Here is a 25,855-nt window from a genome sequence, read left to right on the forward strand (position 1 = left end):
ATCAAAGAGTCTTCTTCGTTTACTCATTTGGTTTGTTTAATTTAAGATTAACTGGAGTTCCAATCGTTATGAGTCAAACAGATAAAGACCGAGCATTTTGCTAAGACCGACTGAAACACAAATAATTAAGTTGTTATTAGAACTATAATTACGACAAATTTAAGTCTTATTAAAATAGATATTTGATGGTGTTAAATATTAAGTGAACACCAAGTATAAAAATATAAAGGTACGTTTAAATGAATACAACAAGTCTCGTCAAGCAAGCTGTTTTAGGTGAATTTGTCACTATAAACAACGAAAGATACTACGCAATTAAAAACGTTGATCAGATGGAAACGTTTTTTATTAGTTTAGTGTCGAATAGCGACCATTGGCTTTTTATTGCATCGAGTGGCGCACTCACTGCCGGTAGGAAGTCGTCTGATACTGCATTGTTTCCCTATGATTGTGTTGACAAAATTTACGATGATGCGCTAAACACTGGCAGCAAGACTATTTTGCGTATTAAGCAGCAAGACCGCTCAATATTGTGGGAACCGTTTAATCAAGAGCATAGCGATCGCTATAAACTCGAACGTAACCTGTATAAAAATACCTTGGGTAACAAGATTTTATTTGAAGAAATCAATCATACCCTAGGCTTAAGCTATCGTTACTCTTGGCATACCAGCGATACTTTTGGATTTGTGCGCACCAGCGAACTTATTAACAATTGCGACCATAGTGTCAGTCTTGATTTTATTGATGGTTTACAGAATCTTTTACCCGCAGGTACGCCTAAATTTGCTCAAACAGTGTCAAGTAATTTAGTTGACGCTTATAAGTGGAATGAAGTCGACAGTACCGATGGCTTGGCCCTCTTAACGCTTTATTCTGCTATCACCGATCGTGCAGAGCCTTGCGAGTCACTGCGGGCTACTACCGTATTCTCACTTGGCTTAGATAAGCCAGGTATTGTCCTTAGTAACCGCCATTTGCATGCCTTTCGACAGGGTAGAGATATTCAAGCAGAGAATACCAGTCGAGGCATACGAGGCGCATATTTTGTGACTAACTCGCTTGTATTAGCGGCTAATGAGTCAAGCTCATGGCAACTGGTGGCCAATTTGGAACAAACTCAAAGTCAAATTATTGATTTGAAAAAAGCCTTGAGTTCACCTGCTGATATTACCAAGCACATTCAACAATCAATTACTCAAGGGGATGATGAGTTAGCGAGCATTCTAGCGAGAGCCGATGGCTTCCAATTAGTTAACGAAGAAACAGTGGGTGTGCATCATTATGCCAATACCCTATTTAATGTGCTCAGAGGCGGTATTTTTAGTGACCAATACAACGTTACTAAAACTGATTTTGTGCAAAATATAAAACACTTTAACGTTGAAGTGTTTGAGCGTCATATTGAATTTTTTAATAAGCTTGCACAAAATGTGTCGGTAACTGACTTGTTAAATCAAGTAGAAATGCTGAGTGATCCTCAACTAGAAAGATTAACTGCTGAATATTTGCCGATTTATTTTGGCCGCAGGCACGGAGATCCAAGTCGCCCGTGGAACCAGTTTCTGATCAAGTTAAAAGACGAGCAAAACAAACCCTTGTTAACCTATCAAGGAAATTGGCGTGACATTTTCCAAAATTGGGAAGCTTTAGCTTACAGTTATCCTGATTTCATTGAAGGTATGATCGCCAAGTTTGTTAATGCATCTACCGTAGAAGGTTATAATCCTTATCGCATTACCAAAGACGGGATTGATTGGGAAGTGGAGGAACCAGATGACCCTTGGAGTTATATCGGTTACTGGGGTGATCATCAGATAATATACCTACTTAAATTGTTGGAAATATCCAAACAGTTTCATCCACAAAAACTGGCCCAGTTGTTTCATCGTCAAAGCTATTGTTATGCAAATGTTCCTTATAAAATTAAGGCATTTACTGACTTAGTTAAAAACGCGAAAGATACCGTTGTATATGATGTCACTTTGGCACATAAGATTGAACAACGTGTAGAGCAAATTGGCGCAGATGGTAAACTTGTATTAGATGCAAACAATCATGTATATCAAGTTAATTTACTTGAAAAATTACTCGTTCCTTTATTGGGTAAATTAGGCAATTTAGTGGTAGACGGTGGTATTTGGTTAAACACCCAACGACCAGAGTGGAACGACGCCAATAATGCTCTTGTAGGCCAAGGATTATCGATGGTAACCCTGAACTACATGCGTCGTTACGTTTGTTTTATGCAAGAATTACTAAGTGAAGAAAGTGGGGATGTGAGCTTATCTAGTGAAGTAGGAACTTGGTTAAGTGACAGTGTTGAAGCGTTAGAGGCACTGCTACCCCACTTAAATGGCCATGCTATATCACCTGAACTGCGTTATTCAAATCTGTGCGTATTAGGTGAAGCATCGAGCCGATACCGTTTAAAAGTTTATCAACAAGAAGGATTTAGCAGCCCATCACCTTATTCAATTGTTAGCGTCAAGCGCTTACTCGAACATGCTTTGCTGGCAATTGAACATACGATTTCAACTAATAAGCGTAAAGATGGCATGTACCACGCCTATAATTTACTCGATTTGAAAGGCGAGGCGGCTCATATTAATTATTTGAGCCCGATGTTGGAAGGTCAGGTAGCCGCATTATCGTCTGGCGCATTAGATGCCAATGAAGCAAGCCAAGTGGTAGATGCCTTGTTCGCGAGTGACGTATATCGCCCCGATCAAAAAACATTTATGTTATATCCTGACCGGGTACAAACGCCGTTTCTGCAAAAAAACTGTGTTGCTTTAGTCAAAGCTGAAGCAATTTCAAGTTTACAGCAAATGATTAAGCAAGATGATAAACGACTGATCATTAAAGATGCCAACAACAATATTCGTTTCCATGCAGATATTGGTAACGAGGGGCATTTGTTGCAAAAAATGAAAGCGCTCGCAGTCATTTATCCAAATTTGGCCGAAGAATATGACGCCATTTTAGCTCTTTATGAGCAAACCTTTAATCATCAAGCTTTTACTGGTCGCTCAGGGGGCATGTTTGGTTTTGAGGGTTTAGGCAGTATTTACTGGCATATGGTGTCAAAACTACTGTTAGCCGTTGCTGAAAATGTCGTCACCGCTGCTAACTCTAGGACAGATAAAGCTCAGTTAAACAGTTTGGTCAATCTCTACTATCGCATTCGAGAGGGTATAGGTTTCAACAAGACGCCTGCTGAATATGGCGCTTTCCCAACAGACCCTTATTCACATACCCCTAAACATGCAGGTGCACAACAACCTGGAATGACAGGACAAGTTAAAGAAGAGTTGATTACTCGCTTCCACGAATTAGGTGTTCACATCATCGAAGGCCGTGTTGTGTTCAATTTCCTACTATTGAGAAAGCAAGAGTTTCTTAGTCAGGCTATTGAGTTTCGTTATCTTGATACCAGCAATAAGTGGCAAATATTGGCACTTAAAGAAAATGAACTTGCGTTCACTTGGTGTCAGGTACCTATTGTTTACAGAATCAACAGCCAAATCAATAAACGCACTACAATCGTTTATAACGATGAGTCTACGTACACGGTTGATAGCCTAGAAATAGCCAGTGATAAAGCCCAAGCTTTGTATAAACGCACAGGCGCAATTAAGCACATCATTGTTGAGTTTGATGCGTCATTACTATTTGATAATTAACGATTAATTAATGGTGAATTGTACTCGTCCATTTGCCTGTGGTCAGGCGATGGGCTGTATGCGCCACAAATTACACTTTTGAGAGAGATACATGTCTAATCTTTATAAAAAAACACTGTCGCTGAGCGGACTGGATGCAACTACCCGTTCAATTGACGAACTAAAAAAGCTTGTGGGCGAATTACTGACGAATAAAATTCATGGTCTTTCATTTAGTCCTTATGTGGAGGGGCAACGACCCGGTCCCCAGACTATTATCAGTCCTGAACAAATAAGAGAGCGTTTAGCGCCTATTCAGTCATCGGTGAATTGGATCCGCAGCTTTTCATGCACACAGGGCAATCAGCATACGCCAATAATAGCCAAGGAATTGGGCCTTAAGACCATGGTAGGTGTGTGGTTAGACGAAGATCTAGAAAATAATGAAAAGGAATTACAAGCAGGTATTAAATTGGCCCAAGCCGGTCATGTTGATATTTTGGCCGTAGGTAACGAGGTGATGCTACGTAAAGAATTAACGGAAGAACAGCTGGTTGATTATTTAGAGCGTGCTAAGGCCGCTGCGCCAAATGTGCAGGTAGGCTATGTCGATGCTTATTTTAAATTTGTCGATCACCCAGCAGTAACCGAAGCTTGCGACGTTATTTTGGCCAACTGTTATCCGTTTTGGGAAAGTTGTCCTGCGGAACATGCACTTTTATACATGAAAGAAATGTATCGTATTGCTACAAAAGCGGCAAACGGTAAACCGGTTATTGTCAGTGAAACAGGCTGGCCAAATGTAGGCTCTCCTGAAGGAGGGGCCATTCCATCCTACGAAAATGCTATTCGTTATTTCATTAATACCTACAAATGGGCGGAAGAAGATGGCATTGATATCATTTATTTTTCATCGTTTGATGAAACTTGGAAAATCTCCGAAGAGGGTGATGTAGGCGCGTATTGGGGCTTATGGAACAAAGATGGAGTACCAAAATATGTCTAGTTTTTCCCGCGAAAAAATAATTCAAGGTAATAAGTTAGTTATACCGCCGGGTAAGGCAATTTGTTATTCTGGATATCGAGCAGGCCAGAGTCCGCAGACGGACGATTTTCCGAGTTACCAAGATATTCTGGAAGATTTACAAATATTGGCTCCCCATTGGCAATATTTACGCCTGTATGATTGCAGTCAGCATGCACTTACTGTTTTGCAAGTTATCAAAGATAAAAACCTAGACTTCAAACTAATGCTAGGGGTTGATTTAGGCGCGGAAGTCAGTAATCCCGATTGTCCTTGGGGAGCAGATTATCCAGAACAGCAGTTGCAAGAAAATAAACAAGCTAACGAAATCGAAATAGCCCGTTTAATTAAACTTTGTAACGAATATCCCGAGATTGTATTTTCAGCCTCGATTGGCAACGAAGCGAGTGTCGATTGGAATGATCATATGGTAACAGTCGAAAGTCTTGTTGCCTACGCCACGCAAGTAAAAGCCAATATTGCTCAACCAGTCACCTTTTGTGAAAACTACGTTCCATGGTTGGAAAAACTTAAGCCACTGGTTGAGGTCGTGGATTTTATTTCTATGCATACCTATCCCGTTTGGGAATATCAGACTTTAGATTCGGCATTAGCTTATACCCAGTCAAACTATTATTCGGTTGCCGAAGTAAATCCTGATATACCTATCGTTATAACTGAAGCAGGGTGGGCAACAGAGTCTAATGGTCGAGGTATTGAACCGTGGAACGCGAGTATCCAATTACAAGGTCAATATTGTAAACAGCTCGATCAGTGGACCAAGGAAGCGAACATATTGACATTTATGTTTGAAGCTTTTGACGAACCCTGGAAAGGCTCAGATGAGCCATCAGAGCCAGAAAAACATTGGGGTTTTTACTATCTTGATAGAACACCTAAATTAGTCGTTAACGAGATTTTTCCAGAATCCTAGCTAAGAAATGATGCTGTTTCTAGCTCACCATATACGATAATTGCTCACTCAAACCACCGAGCGTATTGCTTCAATGCGCTCTAGTACATCTCGACCTGATTTGCTCTTACCGTTTAAATTGAGTCGCTGATTATTTTAGAGAACCCAACTATGACCACCACCCCCCAACTTTCATCTTCATCTCAGCAAGCCATGCTAAAGGCTGAGGCATTACTGCAAAAGATGACATTATCCGAAAAACTGGGTCAGCTTAATCAAGTTTCTGGCCAATATGGTGGAATATCTGCAGATTTAAGACAAGCTATCCAAAGTGGAAATGTGAGTTCAGTTATCAATGAAGTGGACACGCCAACTATAAATGAGTTGCAACGTATTGCGGTGGAAGAATCAAGATTGGGTATTCCATTGTTGATTGGACGGGACGTGATACACGGCTTTACCACGGTGTTTCCAATCCCTTTGGGTCAGGCGGCCACTTGGTGTGAACAAACCATAGAAGCGGGGGCAAGAATTGCCGCAATTGAAGCTGCAAGCAGAGGGGTGAATTGGACATTCGCACCGATGATAGATATCACGCGTGACCCAAGGTGGGGCAGAATTGCAGAAAGTTTAGGGGAAGATCCATACTTATGCTCGCGTTTGGGCGGCGCAATGATTAAGGGGTTTCAAACAGAATCACTTAATGAGCGCACGGCAATAGCGGCCTGTGCTAAACATTTTGCTGGTTATGGTTATTGCGAAAGTGGTCGTGACTACAGTTTCGCCAATATCAGTGAAAATGAGTTGCGCAATACGGTTTTGCCGCCTTTTAAGATGGCTGCCGATTTGGGCGTTGCGACTTTTATGCCCTCTTTTAGTGACTTAAATGGCGTGCCAGCAAGTGGCAACCATTGGCTAATGCAACAAGTACTCAGGGACGAATGGCAATACCAGGGGTTTGTGGTCAGTGATTGGGGCTCCATCCGTGATCTTACAGTTCATGGTTTATCAGAAGATGATAAACATGCAGCCTTATTGGCATTTAATGCCGGCATAGACATGGAAATGGTAAGTGACTGTTATGCTAAACATCTTCCTGAACTACTGAGCGAAAATAAAGTAGACGAAAGCAAAATTGAGCAAATGGTGAGACGTATATTACAACTGAAATATGCACTGGGGCTGTTTGAAAATGCCCAGACTAACAGTGAAGAGTTTGTTGCTTTGGCTAACCATGAGCATTTACTCGCCGCCAAAGATGCCGCCACAAAAAGTTGTGTACTCCTCAAAAACGCTGACAACATACTGCCACTAGATAGCAGCCAATTAGCTAGTATTGCGGTTATCGGACCTTTAGCAGACGACAAATACGAGCAGTTAGGTACCTGGATATTTGATGGTGATGAGCAGCACAGCGTAACGTGTTTGAGTGCAATTAAGGCGCTGGCAGGAGCAGACACTAAAATCACTTTTGAAAAAGGCTTAGATACAACACGCAGTCAATCTGAGGAACATTTTTCAAAGGTAATCAATGCGGCCCAAGATAGCGATATTGCCATTATGGTGATGGGTGAAGAGTCTATTCTTTCGGGCGAAGCCCATTCACGCACAAATATCGACTTACCAGGCGCGCAAGTACAACTTATTGAGCAGGTTGTGGCTACAGGGACGCCGGTCATTTTGGTGATCATGGCCGGGCGGCCTTTGACAATTGCCAATGTTAACGACAAAGTGAGTGCCTTATTGTATGCGTGGCATCCAGGCAGTATGGGGGGAGAAGCTGTAGCTGATTTATTATTTGGTAGGGCAGTTCCCTCGGGGAAACTGCCAGTAACATTTCCTCGAGTCGTTGGACAAGTACCTATTTATTATTCCCAAAAATCTTCTGGTCGGCCCGCCACTAATGAAACCTTTGTGCATCAAAACAATATTCCAGTTAGAGCGACACAAACTTCTTTAGGCATGACAGCCAATCATTTGGATGTGCACTTTAGTCCGCTTTATCCTTTTGGTTTTGGTTTAAGCTATGCAACATTTGATTACAGTGAAATTCGCCTCAGTGAACACAGGCTTACTATGGAGAGTTCAATAACGGCGTCTGTCACAATTAGCAACCGAAGTGAGGTTGATAGCCAAGAGATAGTGCAGTTATATATTCGTGATTTAGTGGCAAGCACTACCCGCCCAATTAAAGAATTAAAAGGCTTTAAGCGTCTGCCAATTAAAGCGTATAGCAGTATTGATGTTGACTTCGAAATTAACGCTGAGTTACTTGGGTTTTATGGACCCAATAATACCTTTATTACTGAACCAGGTCGGTTTAATGTTTGGATAGCGCCCCATTCAGACACGACAAACTATCAAGTCTTTGAATTAGTAAGTGAAGCTCTCAATAATTGAGCTGGTTGCTATGCTGCTTTCATCTCAGATAAGGGAACAACTAACGTTCATCCGCTAAGCCAATTAACAGGCGGATGGACGCTGCTCATTAGCGCTAGACAAAGTAGCTAAAAAATTTAATTACCCCATCAGAAAACCAGTTAGATAACATTCGTAAATGAATTTAAGTGATTATTGTAAGGGGTTTCAGGTTTTTTTTACTTAATTGTAATCAAATTGTTTACATCTGTTTTGTGGTTTTCTGCGTATTGTAAAAACGAATGAGATTTAAATTTAGCGCCTTATCAGCTAGTTAATGATTTATATGCGCAAATTATTAATATTGTTCTATAACTACAATGACGAGTTTTTGCGATAACAAGCGATACCTAATGTTAATTAATTGTTGACCTTTTTCAACTTTTGATTTAATTTTAGTGAAAGCGCTTACATTGCGTAAGCGTCGTTCCATTTGTTTTACTTTTCTACTAGGAATTCAATGCATGAACACAATTAGTACACAAATTCGAAGACTTACCGTAGTTGCTGCTGCGGTAAGCTTATTTAGTTGTGGAGGAGGCTCAGAATCAAATACTAAATTTGATGTAGTCAATCCCACTGAGCCTGTTAGTGATTGGGTTATGGTTTGGGGCGATGAGTTTGATGGCTCCAAAATTGATTCCAACAATTGGACGCATGAAGTCAATTGCTCTGGCGGCGGCAATCAAGAGAAACAGTGTTATACCGATTCTGCGGATAACTCTTTTGTTTCTGACGGTACCCTGAAAATAGTGGCCAAACCGGCTGAGGACGGCTCACCTTTGCCGTATACGTCAGCACGTATGATTACGCAAAACAAAGCTGACTTTACTTATGGCCGTATCGAAATGCGCGCCAAATTACCTGCAGGTCAGGGTGCATGGCCAGCATTTTGGATGATGCCTACCGATTCAGTTTATGGTGGTTGGCCGAAGTCTGGCGAAATCGATATTATGGAAGCCGTCAATTTAGGTACAGCCCGTGCTGACGGATCCGCAGAAACTAACATTTATGGGACTATCCACTACGGTAAAGGCCCAGGCAGTGATTTCAGTGGTCAAGCTTATACTACTGGCGCTAGCCCTGCTGACGATTTCAATACTTATGCTATTGAATGGCAAGAAGGTGAAATTCGTTGGTATATGAATAATTATTTGTATGCTACTCAACGTCAATCAAAAGAACGTATTAACGGCAAGGGCGATGTGATTGGTTTAACTCATCGCGGTTGGTATGCTGAGTTGTATGACATTGTCACTGGTAATTTAGAAACCAATTACACCAGCGCTCCCTTTGACCAAGACTTTTACTTAATTCTAAATTTGGCAGTGGGTGGACAATGGCCCGAGTCAGTTAATGAAGGTGGCATCAATGCCGAAGCCTTTGCTGCTGGCCAGTCATTAGAAGTTGATTATGTCCGAGTATTCGAGTGTTCAATCGACCCTTCTACAGGGAAAGGTTGTGAAACGGTACGCGGCGGATATGACAAAGAAGGCGATGGCCTAGTTATGGGGCAAGCTCCTATTCCTTCACCCCCTTCAAGCGGCATTGCGACACCAATTACCATTTTTGACGACGTGGTAAACATCAATTGGGTTGCGTGGGATTGCTGTGGTGGTTCTACACCAGCTTTGGTTGCTGATGATGCCGAACGCGGTAACGTGTATAAGTTTGACGTAGAAAATGGTAACGACGGAACTGTATTTGGTTTCATTACCCGTTCATTGTTTTTACCTTCTGACCCAACGTCACCTTCAAGACCTACACCATTTGACGCATCTCCAATGATTGCTAATGGTAAAATCACATTTGATATGAAAGTCCTCACTCCTCCTACTAGCGCATCCTCAGTTTGGAAGTTTAAAGTAGAGAGTGCTGAAGGTACAACAGCAGTTGAAGTAGAGTTAACTACTGGTGGTCCAACACCTATTGTTGGTGAATGGGTAAGCTATGAATTTCCACTTTCAGCTTTATCTGATGCAGGCTTAGATTTAGTGGCCATCGACGTTGTTATGGTATTTCCTGCTTGGCAAACTGGCGACGGCGCTTCATTCCTATTAGATAACCTGAGAATTTATCAAGACGGTACCGGTGGACAAACATTCCCATCATTTACTGTATTTGATTCTAACGAAGGTGAAACACCAGTATTTGCTCCTTGGGATTGTTGTGGTGGTTCAACACCAGCAATAGTTACTGATGAAGATACCAATTCTGAAGTGGTCGAATTCCGTGTTGAAAACGGCAACTCTGGAACAGTACTAGGCTTCAATAACCGCACATCAGACGGCGGTAATGGAACACCAATCGACGCATCTGCTATTTTAAGCAACGGTGTGTTCTCATTTGATATGAAAGTGGTTAATCCTCCAGCTGGTGCAGCACCGGTATGGATGCTTAAAATTGAATCTAACGGTAATGCCGGTGAATTCGTTGAAGTTAACCTTACTACTTCTAACGAGGGCGTGGGTCCAACAACAGGACAATGGCAGACCTATAGCTTTAACTTAAGTGACTTATTAAATGGCACCACTTTGGATGTGTCCGGCATAGATGTTGTTATGATATTCCCAGCATGGGGCACTGGCGCAGATACAGTCTTCCGAGTTGACAATGTAACTATTAAAGTACCAGGCGGCGATGTTCCAGCTGGTCCAGCACCTATTTCATTGTTAGATGAAGCGCTGGCCGATGGATGGGCTTTATGGGATTGTTGTGGCGGCTCAACACCAGTAATTGTTGCTGATGGTGCTGATCACGGAAATGTTGCCGAATTCGCTGTGCAAAATGGTAATTCTGGCACTGTAATGGGTCTGATCACTCGTTCTACCGATGGTGGCGGCGACGTGCCAGTTGACGCAAGTTCAATGTTAGCTAATGGTGTATTGAGATTTGACCTGAAAGTAGTTAGTGCGCCCCTAAGCGCCAATGCTGTTTGGATGTTCAAAACTGAATCTAATGGTAATGCAAGTGAGTTTTTTGAAGCGCCATTAACGGCCAGTTTAGAAGGGGTCGCCCCGGTTACTGGTGAATGGCAAACCTATTCATTTTCTTTGCAAGCTTTATATGATGCAGGTTTAGATATATCAGGTGTTGACGTTCTTATGGTATTCCCAAGTTGGGGAGCAGGCGAAGGTGCAGTTTATCGTTTAGATAATGTTGAATTTGCGGTGCCAGGCTCTTCTACTCCAACGGATCCAAATCCACCAACCGAACCTACAACACCTGAAGGTCCGGCTGACACTGCGACACTTGCACCATTCTTTACTGATTCAGTGCGTACAGGTTGGATTGTTTGGGATTGTTGTGGTGGTTCTACTCCGGCTGTGACAGCGGAAACTGGCCGCGGTAGCGTTGCTCAATTTACGGTTGTCGCCAATGGTGAAACTGTACAGGGATTCTCAACTCGCTCTGCGGTTGGAGGCAGCGATGCACCTCTTAACGTTAGTGCGTCTGAACTAACCGGTACGCTTTCATTTGATATGAAGGTGGTGTCTGCTCCAGAGACCGCAATGGATTGGATAATTAAAATCGAATCTAATGGTGGTGTCGATGCTGGTGGTGAAGCCATTGAGTTTAATGTAACAGCTACTAATGAAGCTGTAGCACCTACGGTTGGCCTGTGGCAAACCTATACTATGGATTTAGCTGACTTAGCAAACCAAGGTTTGGATTTGGCAGCTATTGACGTGGTTTTAGTGTTCCCAGCATGGGGCACTGGCGGTGGCGCGGTTTATCAAATCGATAATATTCAAGTAAATAAAACGGCGTTGTCAGGCGATGCACCTGCACCTACCGGCGCTATCAATGTGTTTGTTGATTCGGTACTAACTGATTGGATAGTGTGGGATTGTTGTGGTGGCACTACGCCTGCCACTCCTGCAGTGACTGACCGTGGCAATGTTGCAGAATTCACTACCACAGCTAACGGCGAAACAGTGCAAGGTTTCAATACTCGTAGTGATATTGGCGGCGGAAACGCTCCTATCAATGCGTCTAGTGCTACTACCTTTAGCTTTGATATGTTGGTGGTCGCCAATCCTGCCAATGCGACGAATTGGATGTTAAAAATTGAAACCACAAATGATACGACAAAATACGCTGAAGTTAACTTAACCACAAGCAACGAGGGCGTTGCCCCAGTCGTAGGTACTTGGCAAACTTATACCTTTACTATGTCTGATTTAACGTCTCTTCCCACTAATTTAGACAGCTCAAACGTTGGCGTCATTATGATGTTTCCAGCATGGGGCACAGGTGGTGGTGCCGTTTATCAAATTGATAACGTAATGTTTGACAGTGGTTCAACAAGTGCGCCAACTCCAGTTGACCCACCTGCAAGCAATCCGCCAATTACTGGCACATTGAGTTTGTTTGGTGACGCTGTATTAACCGATTGGATAGTGTGGGATTGTTGTGGTGGCACTACGCCTACCACTCCTGCAGTAACCGATCGTGGTAACGTTGCAGAATTTACTACTACAGCGAGCGGCGAAACAGTGCAAGGCTTCAATACTCGCAGTGATATTGGCGGCGGTAACGCTCCTATCAATGTATCTAGTGCTACTACCTTTAGTTTCGATATGTTGGTGGTCGCCAATCCTGCGAATGCGACGAATTGGATGTTAAAAATCGAAACCACTGATGATACGACAAAATACGCTGAAGTTAACTTAACTACAAGCAACGAGGGCGTCGCCCCAGTTGTGGGCACTTGGCAAACTTATACTTTTACTATGTCTGATTTAACGTCTCTTCCCACTAATTTAGACAGCTCAAACGTTGGCGTCATTATGATGTTCCCAGCATGGGGTACAGGTGGTGGTGCAGTTTACCAAATCGATAACGTTGTGTTTACGGCGCCTTAATCGGCATAGCTAAGTCACATAAAAGATTAATGAGAAAATAATCATGAAGAAATCTAATTTTAAGAAAACTCAGCTAGCCACTGCGATGTCATTGCTTATTGGTAGTGCAGTTGCAATGCCATCTTATGCACAAGAAGCTGAAACAAGTGCAGATGACGTAGAAGTCATCCAAGTTAAAGGCATTCGTGGCAGTTTAGCCCGTTCAATGGACATGAAACGTGAAGCAAGTGGTGTCGTCGATGCGATTTCAGCAGAAGACATGGGTAAATTCCCAGATACCAACCTAGCGGAATCATTGCAGCGCATCACTGGTGTTACGGTGAGTCGCTCAAATGGTGAAGGTAGCCAAATTACTGTGCGCGGTTTTGGCCCAGAATTTAACCTAGTAACCCTAAATGGTCGTCAAATGCCAGGTACTGGTTACACCCGCTCGTATAATTTAGAAGATTTGGCTTCTGAGGGCGTAAGCGCACTCGAAGTTTATAAAACAGGTCTGGCTGAAAACCCAAGTGGTGGTTTAGGTGCTACGGTTAACATCGTTACAGCTAAACCGTTGAATTCGCCTGGGTTGAAATATTCACTATCAGGTAAAGGTATTTATGATACCTCTACGGTGACCGGTGATGATATAACACCGCAAATCGCAGCCTTGTATAGCAATACATTTGCTGATAATACCTTCGGTGTAGCTATTTCATTAGCCATGCAACAACGTGATTTTCAACAACAAAGCGCTAATATTCCGGGTTGGCAAGCTGACCAAGGTTTAGGTAATGCCACTGGTGATAATGCTATCGATTTGCGCGGCAATGACTCTGAAGGTGAAAAACTAGGGCATACTTATTTCCCTCGGCAGATATCTTACAATATTAATGATGTTGAGCGTTCGCGATTAAACGGTCAATTGACCTTGCAATATGCGCCACGCGACGACATGACCTTCACATTGGATTATGTTCGCTCTCAAGCTGAAACATCGATTGATGGACGTGGTTTTGGAGTGTGGTTTAACTTTGGCGGCAACATTACTTCGTATCAGTTAGACGAAAATGGTACTGCGGTTAACTTTACTGAAACCGCGAATGACTATGCGCATTCGGCAAACAAGAGCACAACACTGGTTGAAGCTGAATCTATTGGATTTAATTTTGAGTGGCAAGTAAATAGCGATATCAATATTGAATTCGATTACCACGATTCAAGTAACGCGGCGGATGACGGTGCAGATAAAGGAAGCCGCCATGCCGGTAACGTTATCTTAGCGCCTAATAATATCGTTGATAAAACTTACGATTACACCACGGGTGAAGTTCCTCAGTTCTCTATGAGATGGCCTGATGGCGCAGCAGAAGCAAGTCCTGGAGACTTTGATCCACTATTTGCTCAGTTCGGTCGTGGGCAGGGTGAATCAATAGTCAAACAAGCTCAGATAAACTCGGAATGGGTTAACCCTGATGATAGTTTCCTAACTAATGTTAAATTTGGTTTAGCCCATACTAAACAATCATTTGGTGGCTATAGCGCTAACAATGGTAACGTTGGACCTAACGGTTACAATGGTAATATGGCTGTTTTCCCAGATAGCATGTTTACTCGTCAAGATACCGGCAGCTTTCTTGATGCTCTTGACGGCGGTGGTAATGACTTAACCACTAACTATTATTACACCTTTGATTATGCCGAAGCTGTGAGTCGTATGGCGGCTTATTTCGACAACTTCCCATTAGACCCTCTTAATAGAGATTTTGGTGTATTTAACACCAGTGATGTAGAAGAAAAAACATCTAGTGCCTATTTGTCAGCCAAAATGTATTTTGAATTGGGCGATATGCCGGTAGACGTTAATGTCGGTGTGCGTTACGAACAATCTGATGTTGTCAGCAACGTGTTGCAAAACGTTGAGGACTTTATCGTTTGGTCAAACCCGACTGAATGGCAGACTCGTTACAAAACAGGCGACCAAAACTTCTTAGAAGGGACGGGCAGTTACAATGTGACTCTACCTAACTTAGACTTTAAGATTGAGTTGATGGAAGATTTATATGGTCGTTTTTCGGTAGGTAAAACGATCACTCGTGCACCTCTTGGGGATTTGTTAGGCTCACGGTCTTTATCGGGTAGCCCAAAACCTGGAAGTCGTAATGGTAGTTCGGGTAACCCGAGTTTATTACCGTTTGAGTCTTCTAACTTTGATCTTTCATTTGAATACTATTATGGCGATGCAAGTTATGTGTCTCTGGGATATTTTAGTAAGAATGTAAAGAACTTTATAACACGCACTACAACGACTATTGAAGTCGATGGTTTACGTGACCCATTAATCGGACCACGCGCTGCAACAGCTATTCAAGACTTAAAAGATGCTGCTGGCGATCAAAGTTTTGTCCCAGCTGATGGAGACATTTGGACGCAAATCATTGCTAACGGTGGTGGTGAGTTTGATGAGCTAACGGGTAATGTTATTGTTTTCCAAAACAGTAATGATCCTCTGATGAAGTGGTTGGTTACTCAACCCACCAATGGTGACACCAAAAAAGTTGATGGTATTGAATTTGCCGTACAACATATGTTTGGTGAGTCTGGCTTTGGTGTCGGTCTGAATGGAACCTTGGTTAATGGGGATGTGGAATTTGATGTTGATAGTTTTGAAAGCCAATCTCCACTTAACGGTTTGAGCGATTCTGCCAACTTCCAAGTTTTCTATGAGAAAGATGGTTTGTCGGTCAAAGTGACTTACGCTTGGCGTGATAACTACCTAATTGGTGTAGGGCAACAACAAGGTTCTGCTGAAAATCCTCCCCAATTTGGTAAGGAATACGCTCAAACTGATATGAGTGTTAACTATGATGTAAACGATAATCTAACGGTATTCTTTGAGGGTTTAAATATCACCGACGAAACTGAACAAGGTTATGGTCGTTATGAAAATCAATTCTTATTTGCTCGTCAGTACGGACCTCGTTATACAGTAGGCGCCCGTTATACTTTCTAAGTAAGTGAGTATGTTTGTATAAAAGCCGCTAATTTAGCGGCTTTTTACTTTTAGTAGACATGTTATATTGCAAAAACTTTTTATTGTTTAATCGCGTATTTACATTCGTATAGACGTAAAAATAAGGTGGATTAACTTGGTGGATAAATCAATTCGCATCATTACTATCGTGGGTGGCGGCACTGCTGGGTGGTTAACAGCCGGTGTGATTGCTGCTGAACATTTGTCTAATAGTGAACAAGGTATTGAAGTTAGGTTGATTGAATCACCTGATGTCAGTCCTGTCGGCGTGGGTGAAGGAACGTGGCCGACTATGCGTGGTACGCTTAAAAAAATGGGCATCAGTGAAACAGATTTTTTCCGCGAATGTGATGCGTCCTTTAAACAAGGTGCTAAGTTTGCTAAGTGGGTAACTGGCGCCGAAAATGACGCTTATTATCATCCTTTGGTTTTGCCACAAGGATATAACGACATAAATTTAGTGCCTTTTTGGCAGCAACACGCGGATAAAGTGTCTTTTGCGGATGCGGTGAGTTTTCAAGGTTATTTATGTGAGCGAGGTCTTGCACCTAAGCAAAATACCACGCCTGAATATGCCCACGTCGCTAATTACGCCTATCATTTGGATGCGGGTAAATTTTCGCACTTTTTACAAAGACACTGCACTGAAAAGTTAGGGGTTAAACACATTCTTGATCATGTTGTCGCTGTCAATAGTCATGAAAATGGCGACATCGCGTCAGTGACTACCAAAAAGAATGGCGACGTTAGCGGTGACTTATTTATTGATTGCACTGGATTTCATGCCTTATTAATTGGCAAGCACTATCAAGTGCCCTTTGTCAGCAAAAAACACATCCTGTTTAACGACACAGCGTTGGCGTGTCATGTACCTTACCCAGATGAAGAAAGCCCGATTGCTTCACATACAATTTCAACCGGGCAGTCGAGTGGTTGGATTTGGGATATTGGCTTGCCTTCGCGTCGCGGAGTAGGGCATGTTTTTTCAAGTAAACATATCAGCGTTGAAAACGCTGAAGTAGAACTGCGTGATTACCTTAGGCTTAGTCGACCGGATATTGCTGACAGTTTGGCTATTCGTAAAATTGATATTAACCCCGGACATCGTCAGGTGTTCTGGCAAAATAACTGTGTGGCAGTGGGTTTGGCAGCAGGGTTTTTAGAACCCCTTGAAGCATCTGCTTTGGTGCTGGTGGAATTATCCGCGGCCATGATAAGTGAACAGTTACCGGTTAGTCGAAATGTTATGGATATTGTGGCTAAGCGCTTTAATGATAAATTTTTATATCGCTGGGTCCGTATAATTGACTTTCTTAAATTACATTATGTACTGACTAAACGCACAGATACTGCCTATTGGATAGATAATTGCCGCGAAGAAAGTATACCTGCGGGTTTGCAAGAATTATTGACTTTATGGCGTTACGAGTCACCATGGCACCAAGATTTTACCCAAGTGGATGAGATCTTTCCGTCGGCCAGTTATCAATATGTGTTGTATGGGATGGGTTTTGAAACCCATAAAAGACCGACTATGCGTAGGTCGGAAAATGGTCCATTGGCTGACATGCAGTTTCGTAAAAATAGCGAGCTAACCCAAAAATTGTTGGCAAGATTGCCGACAAATAGAGATTTAATCAATAAGATACGTCAATATGGGCTGCAAAAAATTTAATCCTTTGCAGCCATTAAATAAAATAATAAATATGTGGAAAACGTATGCCTAATCATCAACAGCTCGATAATATTACTCATAAAAATCTGAGAGTATTGACCCATCACGACCCTAAGTTCGGTGATACCAGTAGTTATAGTCGTTTATTCACCTCGGAGTTTCGTTATGCCCAAGGTGATTATCCTATTTTGTTTCGCAAACACAGTGAAACCGGGCAATTTGAAGCTATCGCTTTATTTGGCTTTGCTATTGAAGAAAATTTATTTTTAGATAATGAAGGGTGGCATGCCAGCTATATCCCCTTGGCTATTCAGCGTCGGCCTTTTCTGATTGGCTTTCAACAAGACTTACAAGCAGGGCAGGATGAGCCCAATGCGGTTGTCCATATTGATATGGACAGTCCTCGAATTAATGAAGTTGATGGTGAATTAGTATTTTTACCGCAAGGCGGTCAAAGCCCGTATTTGCAACAGATTAATTCGGTGCTCAAAGCCATACATCAAGGTGATGCTGAAACGAAACTTTTTATTGACGCTTTATTAGCCAATGACTTAATTGAATCAGTGTCTATAAAAGTTGAATTAAACGATGGCTCCAATAATGAGTTAAGTAGCTTGTATACCATCAATGAGGAAAAACTAGCTGGCTTGTCTGCTGAAGTGGTCTATGACTTATACCAACAAGGCTATATGCAGCACATTTATATGGTATTGGCCTCAATGGCTGCAATGTCACATTTAATTGAATTAAAAAATAAGCAGTTATAAGCCGTGATGTTGACATCCTTGCCTGCAGTCAAAACCCTAGTGTGTGATGGCTACAGCGCGCTAACTGAAAATATTTTGACTTCGACTGAACCTTTGATTCTCAAGGGATTAATTAAGCATTGGCCATTAGTGCAACAGGGGAAAAAATCCACAGTCGATGCGGTGTCATACTTGCGCTCATTTTATAATCAAAAACCGGTGGTTGCTATGATCGCCGAGGCCCAAGAGCAGGGGCGTTTTTTTTACAATAGCGCCTTAACTGGTTTTAATTTCACTCGCCAACAAATGAGTCTAAATGCCCTGCTTGATAGCCTTTGTGCTGATGGACATGAACAACGAAGCTCTATGTATGTGGGCTCAACTTCTGTCAATCATATTTTGCCTGGCTTAAGGGCAGAACAAAATGATATACCTCAATTAGCAGACAAACCGCTGGTCAGTATTTGGATAGGCAATCAGAGCCGCATAGCTGCTCATTATGACGTTACCGATAATGTGGCGTGTGTCGCGGCCGGTAAACGACGTTTTACTCTATTTCCACCCGATCAATTAGATAATTTGTATATTGGTCCCCTCGATTTTACCCCAGCGGGCCAACCAGCTAGTTTAGTTGACTTCCATCATCCTGATTTTGTACGTTATCCCAAATTTAAAATGGCTTTGGCTCACGCACAAGTGGCGGAACTTGAAGCGGGTGACGCAATTTTTATTCCTAGTATGTGGTGGCATCATGTAGAAGCCTTAAGTGACTTTAATATTCTGCTCAATTACTGGTGGCGACAAGTACCGATGCACATGGGCGCACCGGGCGACGCCCTTAATCATGCCTTGTTGGCCATAAAAGAACTACCTGCAGCGCAAAGAGATGCGTGGCGCCAGATATTTGAACAATATGTATTTTCACCGCAAGAGCAACAACATATCCCCGCCCATGCTAGAGGTATCCTCGATACGATTGATGACAATATGGCCAGAAAATTACGGGCTAACTTGTTAAATAGCTTAAATCGATAAATCTAAAACATTACAAGCAATTCAATGTGTTTTGCATGTTTCTCAGGTTGCCAATAAGCCTTTTACTCTATATAATGCTGCATCTTTTGAGACGGGCTCCCTCTGATTTGGATAGTAACGTTTCGCAAAAAGGCGGAAGATTAACGAGTTATACTGTAGCAACTGCTTCACATACAACGACCTAACACTTCTGCAACCACTGTCTAAAATGCGCTTAGTTTACATTTTAGTGAAATAAGTGGACTAGGGTCCAGAATCAAATAGCCCCGCTTGAAAGGGGCTTTTTGTTATCCGTTTTGTCGTAATTTGTAAACACTCTCTGGGCATTAGCCCTTTTTTTGTTTTTGGAGCAAAAATTTGTCACAGCTTGAAAAAAAATTGACCGACATGCTTGTCGCACCAGTTGAAGCCCTTGACTTCGAATTGGTTGGTATTGAATTTGTCCGCGCCGGCAAACACTCTACCTTACGTGTCTATATTGATCATCCGGATGGGATTACGGTAGAAAATTGCGCTGACGTAAGTCATCAGGTTAGTGCCATCATGGATATTGAAGATCCAATCAGCGTTGAATATAACCTAGAAGTGTCTTCACCAGGCATGGACCGTCCATTATTCAAAGAACAGCACTATTTAAGTTGTGTCGGTGAGGTCATTTCAGTGCGTCTTAGAATGCCACTGAACGACAGACGTAATTTTAAAGGTAAGCTACTTGCCTGCGAGAATGGCAATGTAACCGTACAAGTTGATAACCAAACGTTTGTGTTGGCTATTGTGAATATTGAGAAAGGAAACCTTGTCCCCACTTTTAAATAAGTTGGAAACAAGTCGTGCTCTGGTAAGAACATAATCAGTGAGGCAACAATGAATAAAGAAATTCTATTAGTGGCTGAAGCCGTATCTAATGAAAAACAAGTACCACGTGAAAAAATCTTCGAGGCGTTAGAGTTTGCTATCGCCAGTGCTACCAAAAAGAAAAATGAAGGCAACATCGAAGTGCGTGTCAGTATTAACCGTGAAACAGGCGATTTTGATACTTTCCGTCGCTGGTTAGTGGTTGAAGATGATCACAAACAAGAAAATCCGATGGCTGAAATGTCAATTTCTGCTGCGCAGATAGATGAACCCGATATTCAATTGGGTGATTTTGTTGAAGACCAAATTGATTCGATAACGTTTGACCGTATTACCACGCAAACGGCGAAACAAGTTATTGTGCAAAAAGTCCGTGAAGCAGAACGTAACCAAGTCATCGCTGAATATGAAGACCGCGTCGGTGAATTAGTGACTGGTACTGTTAAGAAAGTGAACCGCGATAATATCTTGGTTGACTTAGGTAACAATGCGGAAGGTGTAATCTATCGCGATGACATGCTACCTCGTGAAACATTTCGCCCAGGCGATAGGGTACGTGGTTTATTGTACGTTATCCGTCCTGAGGCACGTGGTGCACAGTTATTTATCAGCCGTACTCACCCTGATATGTTGGTTGAATTATTCCGCATTGAAGTGCCAGAAATCGCTGAAGAAACCTTAGAGATCAAAGCCGCAGCGCGCGATCCAGGTTCACGAGCAAAAATTGCGGTTAAAACCAACGATAAACGTCTTGACCCAATTGGTGCGTGTGTTGGTATGCGTGGTTCACGTGTGCAAGCCGTATCGGGCGAGTTAAATGGCGAACGTGTTGATATCGTATTGTGGGACGACAACCCCGCACAATTTGTTATCAACGCTATGGCACCTGCTGAAGTAGCCTCAATAGTCGTTGACGAAGACAGACACGCTATGGACGTTGCTGTTCAGGCAGATAATTTGGCGCAAGCCATTGGCCGAAGTGGTCAGAACGTGCGTTTAGCTAGCCAGTTAACTGGCTGGGAATTAAACGTCATGACAGTGGAAGATCTTAACGCCAAGCACGCTGAAGAAAATGCCAAAGTATTGGGTGTGTTTACCGCTGGGTTGGATATTGATGAAGATTTTGCCAGCATTCTTGTTGACGAAGGTTTTACTACCTTAGAAGAAATTGCTTATGTGCCTATCAATGAATTGTTAGACATTGAAGGCCTAGATGAAGCCATGGTTGAAGAGTTGCGTAGCCGAGCGCGAGCAACCTTAACAACTCGTGCTTTAGCGAATGAAGAAACACTTGAAGCTGCTGAGCCCAAAGAAGAGCTACTTAATTTGCCAGGAATGGACAGACACGTAGCGTATTTACTGGCGAGTCGTGGTGTTACCGATCTTGAAAGTCTTGCTGAACAAGGCGTAGATGAGATTGCAGATATAGAAGAATTAAGCGAAGAAAAAGCCGGTGAGCTGATTATGGCTGCCAGAAATATCGTTTGGTTTAATGAAGAATAGGTCACCAGGAGGAATACCATTATGGCAGACGTATCCATAGAAAAACTCGCCACCGATATAGGCACTTCGGTAGACCGATTAGTACAACAATTTAAAAGTGCAGGCATCGAAAAAGGTGCGACGTCTAACGTAACAGAAGATGAAAAACGCCAATTGCTTGATTTTTTAAGCAAACAACATGGTGGTTTTGGTTCTGGTGCACCGAATCGTATGACCTTGCAACGTAAAACGACTAGCACCTTGAGTGTAGGCAAATCTAAAGCGGTAACGGTTGAAGTGCGTAAGAAACGTACTTATATAAAACGCACTGATTTAGAAGAGCAAACACTAGTTGATGAAGAGGCTAAGCGCTTAGCTGCTGAACATGAAGCGAAACTGCAAGCTGAACAAGAAGCGGTCGACAGAGCTAAGAAAGAAGCCGAAGAAAAAGCTCAGAAAGCTGCTGAAGCCAAAGCAAAAGCGGATGCTGAGCGTATTGCTCGTGCTGAAAAATCTAAAAAAGAAGCGGAAGCCCGTCAGGCTGAAGAATCTGCTTTGAGCCCAGCTGAAAAAGCTGAGCAAGAGAAAGCCCGTGCTGATGCAGAGAAAATTCGCAAAGCACAAGAAGAAGAATCGCAACGCAAGCTAGAAGAAGATGCAAAACGCGCAGCTGATGAAGCTAGAGTGTTAGCTGAAGAAAACTCACGTCGTTGGAAAGAAGAAGAAGAACGTCGTAAGAAGCAAGAAACGGAAGAAGTGCATTTGCACTCTAATCGTTACGCGCAGGAAGCAGAAGATGCTGACGATATTAAGTCTGAGCGTAATTCTAAAAGGCGTAAAAAGTCTAAGAAAAATGCCGGTTCTGACTTGAAACACGCCTTTAATAAACCGGCTCAACCAGTGGAGCGAAGTGTGCGAATTGGTGAAAGCATTACCGTTAGTGAACTAGCGGGTAAAATGGCAGTTAAAGCCACAGAAGTAATAAAAACCCTAATGAAAATGGGTGAAATGGTTACGATTAACCATGTACTAGACCAAGAAACAGCTGTACTTGTTGTTGAAGAAATGGGTCATAAGTATGAACTAGTTAATGATAATGCCCTTGAAGATGAATTGTTGGCTGACAACGAAGTTCATTCTGAAGAGTCAAGAGCACCTGTTGTTACTATTATGGGTCATGTTGACCACGGTAAAACTTCATTATTGGATTATATCCGTCGCGCGAAAGTTGCTGATGGTGAAGCTGGTGGTATTACCCAACATATCGGTGCTTACAGTGTTGAAACTGATAAAGGGCGTATCGCATTCTTAGATACTCCTGGTCACGCTGCCTTTACCGCAATGCGTGCCCGTGGTGCAACCGCAACAGATATCGTTGTATTGGTTGTTGCTGCAGATGATGGTGTAATGCCACAGACTAAAGAAGCGATTCAGCATGCGAAAGCAGCCGGCGTACCTTTGATTGTTGCCGTTAATAAAATGGACAAAGAAGGCGTTGATATCGACCGCGTTAAGCAAGAGTTATCGCAACTTGAGGTTATTTCTGAAGAGTGGGGTGGTGAAAACCAGTTCCTCTATGTATCGGCTAAAACCGGTTTGGGTATTGATGATTTACTGGATGCCATTATCGTTCAAGCTGAAATGTTAGATTTAAAAGCGGCACCTTCTGGCCCAGCCAAAGGTATCGTTATTGAGTCGCGTTTAGACAAAGGACGTGGTCCGGTTGCTTCTGTATTAGTGCAGCATGGACAATTAAAAGCGGGTGATATCTTACTTTGCGGTATCGAATATGGTCGCGTAAAAGCGATGCGTGACGAAAATGGTAAAGAAGTGTTAACTGCTGGTCCTTCTACTCCGGTTGAAGTGCTCGGTTTATCCGGTGTACCTCTCGCTGGTGAAGATGCCTTAGTTGTGCAAGACGAGCGTAAAGCCCGTGAAGTTGCCGCTAAACGTAATATGAAACAACGTGAGCTTAAATTAGCTAAACAACAGAAATCTAAATTGGAAAACATGTTTGCCAATATGGAAGCCGGTAAGTTTAGTGAATTGAATGTGGTACTTAAAGCTGACGTTCAAGGTTCGGTTGAAGCGATTGCTGAATCATTGATGCGTTTGTCTACAGATGAAGTGAAAGTGAATATCGTTGGTAGTGGTGTTGGTGGTATTACCGAAACCGATGCCAGCTTAGCTAATGCTTCAGGTGCTATCGTAATTGGCTTTAACGTGCGTGCTGATGCTACTGCTCGTCGTATTATTGAAGCTGAAGAAATTGACCTACGTTATTACAGCATTATTTACAATTTGATCGATGAAGTTAAGTTTGCCATGACAGGTATGTTAGCGCCTGAGTTCAAACAACAGATTATCGGTTTAGCTGAAGTACGTGATGTCTTTAAATCACCTAAATTGGGTGCGATTGCCGGCTGTATGGTAATTGAAGGCTCGGTTAAGCGTAGTAGTCCTATTCGTGTACTTCGTGACAACATCGTTATTTATGAAGGTGAACTAGAATCATTACGTCGCTTTAAAGACGATGTTCAAGAAGTGCGTAACGGCATGGAATGTGGTATCGGCGTGAAAAACTACAACGACGTTAGACCTGGTGATCAGATCGAAGTGTTCGAGACTGTAGAAGTAAAACGCGAACTATAATGAGATAGTCACTCTCAAAAACTAGCTTTGGTTCGAGAGTAAAAATACAAACGGAGGCTTAGGCCTCCGTTTTAGTAACATACAGAACACCTTTTGGGTGTTAGGAGAGATAATTATGGCTAGAGAATTTTCCCGCACCGACCGTGTCGGTCAACAAATTCACAAAGAAATTGCCAGCATTTTGCAAAACGAATTTAAAAATCGTGACCCGCGTTTAGGCATGGTTACTGTTTCGTCGGTCGAAGTTTCGCGCGATTTAGCCTACACCAAAATATACGTGACTTTTTTCGAGAATGATGAAGAGTTGATGGAAGAGTATCTCAACATACTGCAAGAAAACAAAGGTTACATCCGTACATTATTAGCGAGTCGTATGCGCATGCGCGCTGTGCCTGCGCTGAAGTTTTTGCGTGATGGCTCACTCACTGAAGGTATTCGTATTGCTAATTTAGTCAGTGAAACTCGCAACAAGGATGCTGAACGCGCACGTCTTGCTGGTCGCATTCCTGGTGAAGAAGATACTGATAAGCCAAACGAGGAATAACTCTTGGGTAGAAAGCGCAAAGGTAGGCCGGTCGATGGCATATTACTATTAAACAAACCCCTCGATATTTCATCTAACCAAGCGATGCAAAAAGTTAGATGGGCCTTTGGTGCAGCAAAAGCTGGCCATACTGGTGCACTTGACCCGCTTGCCACTGGCATGTTGCCTATTTGTTTAGGCGAGGCGACCAAGTTTTCACAGTTTTTATTAGATACCGACAAAACCTATCAAGTTACCGCCAAGTTGGGTATTCGTACCACTACCTCGGATGCTGCCGGAGAAGTGGTGGAAACTAGAGATGTATCGGTAAGCGCCGAGCAGCTTGCTCGAGTGTGTGAGATGTTTCGTGGTCCAATAAAACAAATTCCTTCGATGTTTTCAGCACTGAAACACCAAGGCAAACCACTGTACAGCTATGCACGTCAAGGTATTGATATTCCTCGCGAAGCTCGGCCCATCACTATTTACAGTCTTAGTGTCGAGCGTTTTGAAGGTGATGAAGTGGATATGATCGTGCATTGCAGCAAAGGAACCTATATTCGCTCTTTAGTGGACGATATGGGCCAAGCCTTGGGTTGTGGTGCTTACGTGAGTAAACTACATCGTTCGCAAGTCACAGACTATCCTAGTGATAAGATGCTGACCTTTGAACAACTTGATGCCTTAATTGCTCAGGCAAAAGAGCAAGGAGTAGAGGTTTCTTCTTTATTAGATCCCTTGTTACTGCCTATGGATACAGCGGTTAAATGTCTCGGTGAAGTCTCCTTAAGCGCTGATCAGGTTATTTATTACAATAACGGTAATTCGGCAAGGTTGAGCGATAATACATCTTCAGCTCTTATCGAAGGTGAGCAGGTGAGAGTGTATTCACCCGATGAGCATCTATTTTTAGGTGTGGGAATCTTAGAAGAAGGCAACAGAGTACAACCTAAGCGTGTTGTCGTTAGGCTGCCTGCCTGAACTTA

General features: G+C 42.6%; 13 protein-coding genes and 1 pseudogene. All 14 read left to right on the forward strand.

Features of this window, described 5'->3' with window-relative positions; all coding sequences use genetic code 11:
* Nucleotides 1-239: 239 nt before the first annotated feature.
* Nucleotides 240-3,686: a hypothetical protein gene (locus tag ABKW31_RS04335; protein WP_348614971.1), complete on the forward strand. Its 3,447-nt coding sequence runs from the start codon at nucleotides 240-242 to the stop codon at nucleotides 3,684-3,686.
* 91 nt (nucleotides 3,687-3,777) lie between these two features.
* On the forward strand, nucleotides 3,778-4,671 hold the full coding sequence (locus tag ABKW31_RS04340) for a glycosyl hydrolase family 17 protein (protein WP_348614972.1): 894 nt from the start codon (nucleotides 3,778-3,780) through the stop codon (nucleotides 4,669-4,671).
* Nucleotides 4,664-5,623 carry a glycosyl hydrolase family 17 protein gene (locus ABKW31_RS04345; protein ID WP_348614973.1) on the forward strand — a complete coding sequence of 320 codons (960 nt, stop codon included), beginning with the start codon at nucleotides 4,664-4,666 and terminating at the stop codon, nucleotides 5,621-5,623. Before ABKW31_RS04340 ends, ABKW31_RS04345 begins: the two co-directional genes overlap by 8 nt.
* A 150-nt stretch (nucleotides 5,624-5,773) precedes the next feature.
* Nucleotides 5,774-8,002, forward strand: coding sequence for a beta-glucosidase BglX (gene bglX, locus ABKW31_RS04350; protein ID WP_348614974.1), 2,229 nt, complete (start codon nucleotides 5,774-5,776; stop codon nucleotides 8,000-8,002).
* A gap of 482 nt (nucleotides 8,003-8,484) precedes the next feature.
* Nucleotides 8,485-11,190: pseudogene (locus tag ABKW31_RS04355) on the forward strand (family 16 glycosylhydrolase); the annotation flags it as partial.
* A 1,741-nt stretch (nucleotides 11,191-12,931) separates the two neighbouring features.
* Nucleotides 12,932-15,880 (forward strand): TonB-dependent receptor, encoded by a 2,949-nt coding sequence (locus tag ABKW31_RS04360; protein WP_348614975.1) that lies wholly within the window; start codon nucleotides 12,932-12,934, stop codon nucleotides 15,878-15,880.
* 139 nt (nucleotides 15,881-16,019) lie between these two features.
* Nucleotides 16,020-17,576 (forward strand): tryptophan halogenase family protein, encoded by a 1,557-nt coding sequence (locus tag ABKW31_RS04365; RefSeq protein WP_348614976.1) that lies wholly within the window; start codon nucleotides 16,020-16,022, stop codon nucleotides 17,574-17,576.
* A gap of 44 nt (nucleotides 17,577-17,620) precedes the next feature.
* Nucleotides 17,621-18,343, forward strand: a complete 723-nt coding sequence (locus ABKW31_RS04370; protein WP_348614977.1) for a SapC family protein — start codon at nucleotides 17,621-17,623, stop codon at nucleotides 18,341-18,343.
* A 6-nt stretch (nucleotides 18,344-18,349) separates the two neighbouring features.
* Complete coding sequence (locus ABKW31_RS04375) at nucleotides 18,350-19,357, forward strand: cupin-like domain-containing protein (RefSeq protein ID WP_348614978.1); 1,008 nt, start codon at nucleotides 18,350-18,352, stop codon at nucleotides 19,355-19,357.
* 357 nt (nucleotides 19,358-19,714) lie between these two features.
* Nucleotides 19,715-20,173 (forward strand): ribosome maturation factor RimP, encoded by a 459-nt coding sequence (rimP, locus tag ABKW31_RS04380; protein ID WP_348614980.1) that lies wholly within the window; start codon nucleotides 19,715-19,717, stop codon nucleotides 20,171-20,173.
* Between the two features lie 48 nt (nucleotides 20,174-20,221).
* Nucleotides 20,222-21,715 carry a transcription termination factor NusA gene (gene nusA, locus ABKW31_RS04385; RefSeq protein ID WP_348614981.1) on the forward strand — a complete coding sequence of 498 codons (1,494 nt, stop codon included), beginning with the start codon at nucleotides 20,222-20,224 and terminating at the stop codon, nucleotides 21,713-21,715.
* 21 nt (nucleotides 21,716-21,736) lie between these two features.
* A complete protein-coding gene (infB, locus tag ABKW31_RS04390) occupies nucleotides 21,737-24,346 on the forward strand; it encodes a translation initiation factor IF-2 (RefSeq protein WP_348614982.1) in 2,610 nt (869 codons plus the stop codon).
* Nucleotides 24,347-24,461: 115 nt separating this feature from the next.
* Nucleotides 24,462-24,890 (forward strand): 30S ribosome-binding factor RbfA, encoded by a 429-nt coding sequence (rbfA, locus tag ABKW31_RS04395; RefSeq protein ID WP_348614983.1) that lies wholly within the window; start codon nucleotides 24,462-24,464, stop codon nucleotides 24,888-24,890.
* A gap of 3 nt (nucleotides 24,891-24,893) precedes the next feature.
* Nucleotides 24,894-25,850, forward strand: coding sequence for a tRNA pseudouridine(55) synthase TruB (truB, locus tag ABKW31_RS04400; protein ID WP_348614984.1), 957 nt, complete (start codon nucleotides 24,894-24,896; stop codon nucleotides 25,848-25,850).
* Nucleotides 25,851-25,855 lie beyond the last annotated feature (5 nt).

It is taken from the genome of Paraglaciecola sp. 25GB23A (assembly GCF_040012495.1).
Classification (GTDB): domain Bacteria; phylum Pseudomonadota; class Gammaproteobacteria; order Enterobacterales; family Alteromonadaceae; genus Paraglaciecola.

Coding starts and splice junctions, on each gene's coding strand:
- ABKW31_RS04375 (WP_348614978.1), top strand. CDS start 18,350: ATGTTGACATCCTTGCCTGCAGTCAAAACCCTAGTGTGTGATGGCTAC.
- ABKW31_RS04340 (WP_348614972.1), top strand. CDS start 3,778: ATGTCTAATCTTTATAAAAAAACACTGTCGCTGAGCGGACTGGATGCA.
- bglX (WP_348614974.1), top strand. CDS start 5,774: ATGACCACCACCCCCCAACTTTCATCTTCATCTCAGCAAGCCATGCTA.
- ABKW31_RS04335 (WP_348614971.1), top strand. CDS start 240: ATGAATACAACAAGTCTCGTCAAGCAAGCTGTTTTAGGTGAATTTGTC.
- rbfA (WP_348614983.1), top strand. CDS start 24,462: ATGGCTAGAGAATTTTCCCGCACCGACCGTGTCGGTCAACAAATTCAC.
- ABKW31_RS04370 (WP_348614977.1), top strand. CDS start 17,621: ATGCCTAATCATCAACAGCTCGATAATATTACTCATAAAAATCTGAGA.
- ABKW31_RS04345 (WP_348614973.1), top strand. CDS start 4,664: ATGTCTAGTTTTTCCCGCGAAAAAATAATTCAAGGTAATAAGTTAGTT.
- infB (WP_348614982.1), top strand. CDS start 21,737: ATGGCAGACGTATCCATAGAAAAACTCGCCACCGATATAGGCACTTCG.
- ABKW31_RS04360 (WP_348614975.1), top strand. CDS start 12,932: ATGAAGAAATCTAATTTTAAGAAAACTCAGCTAGCCACTGCGATGTCA.
- nusA (WP_348614981.1), top strand. CDS start 20,222: ATGAATAAAGAAATTCTATTAGTGGCTGAAGCCGTATCTAATGAAAAA.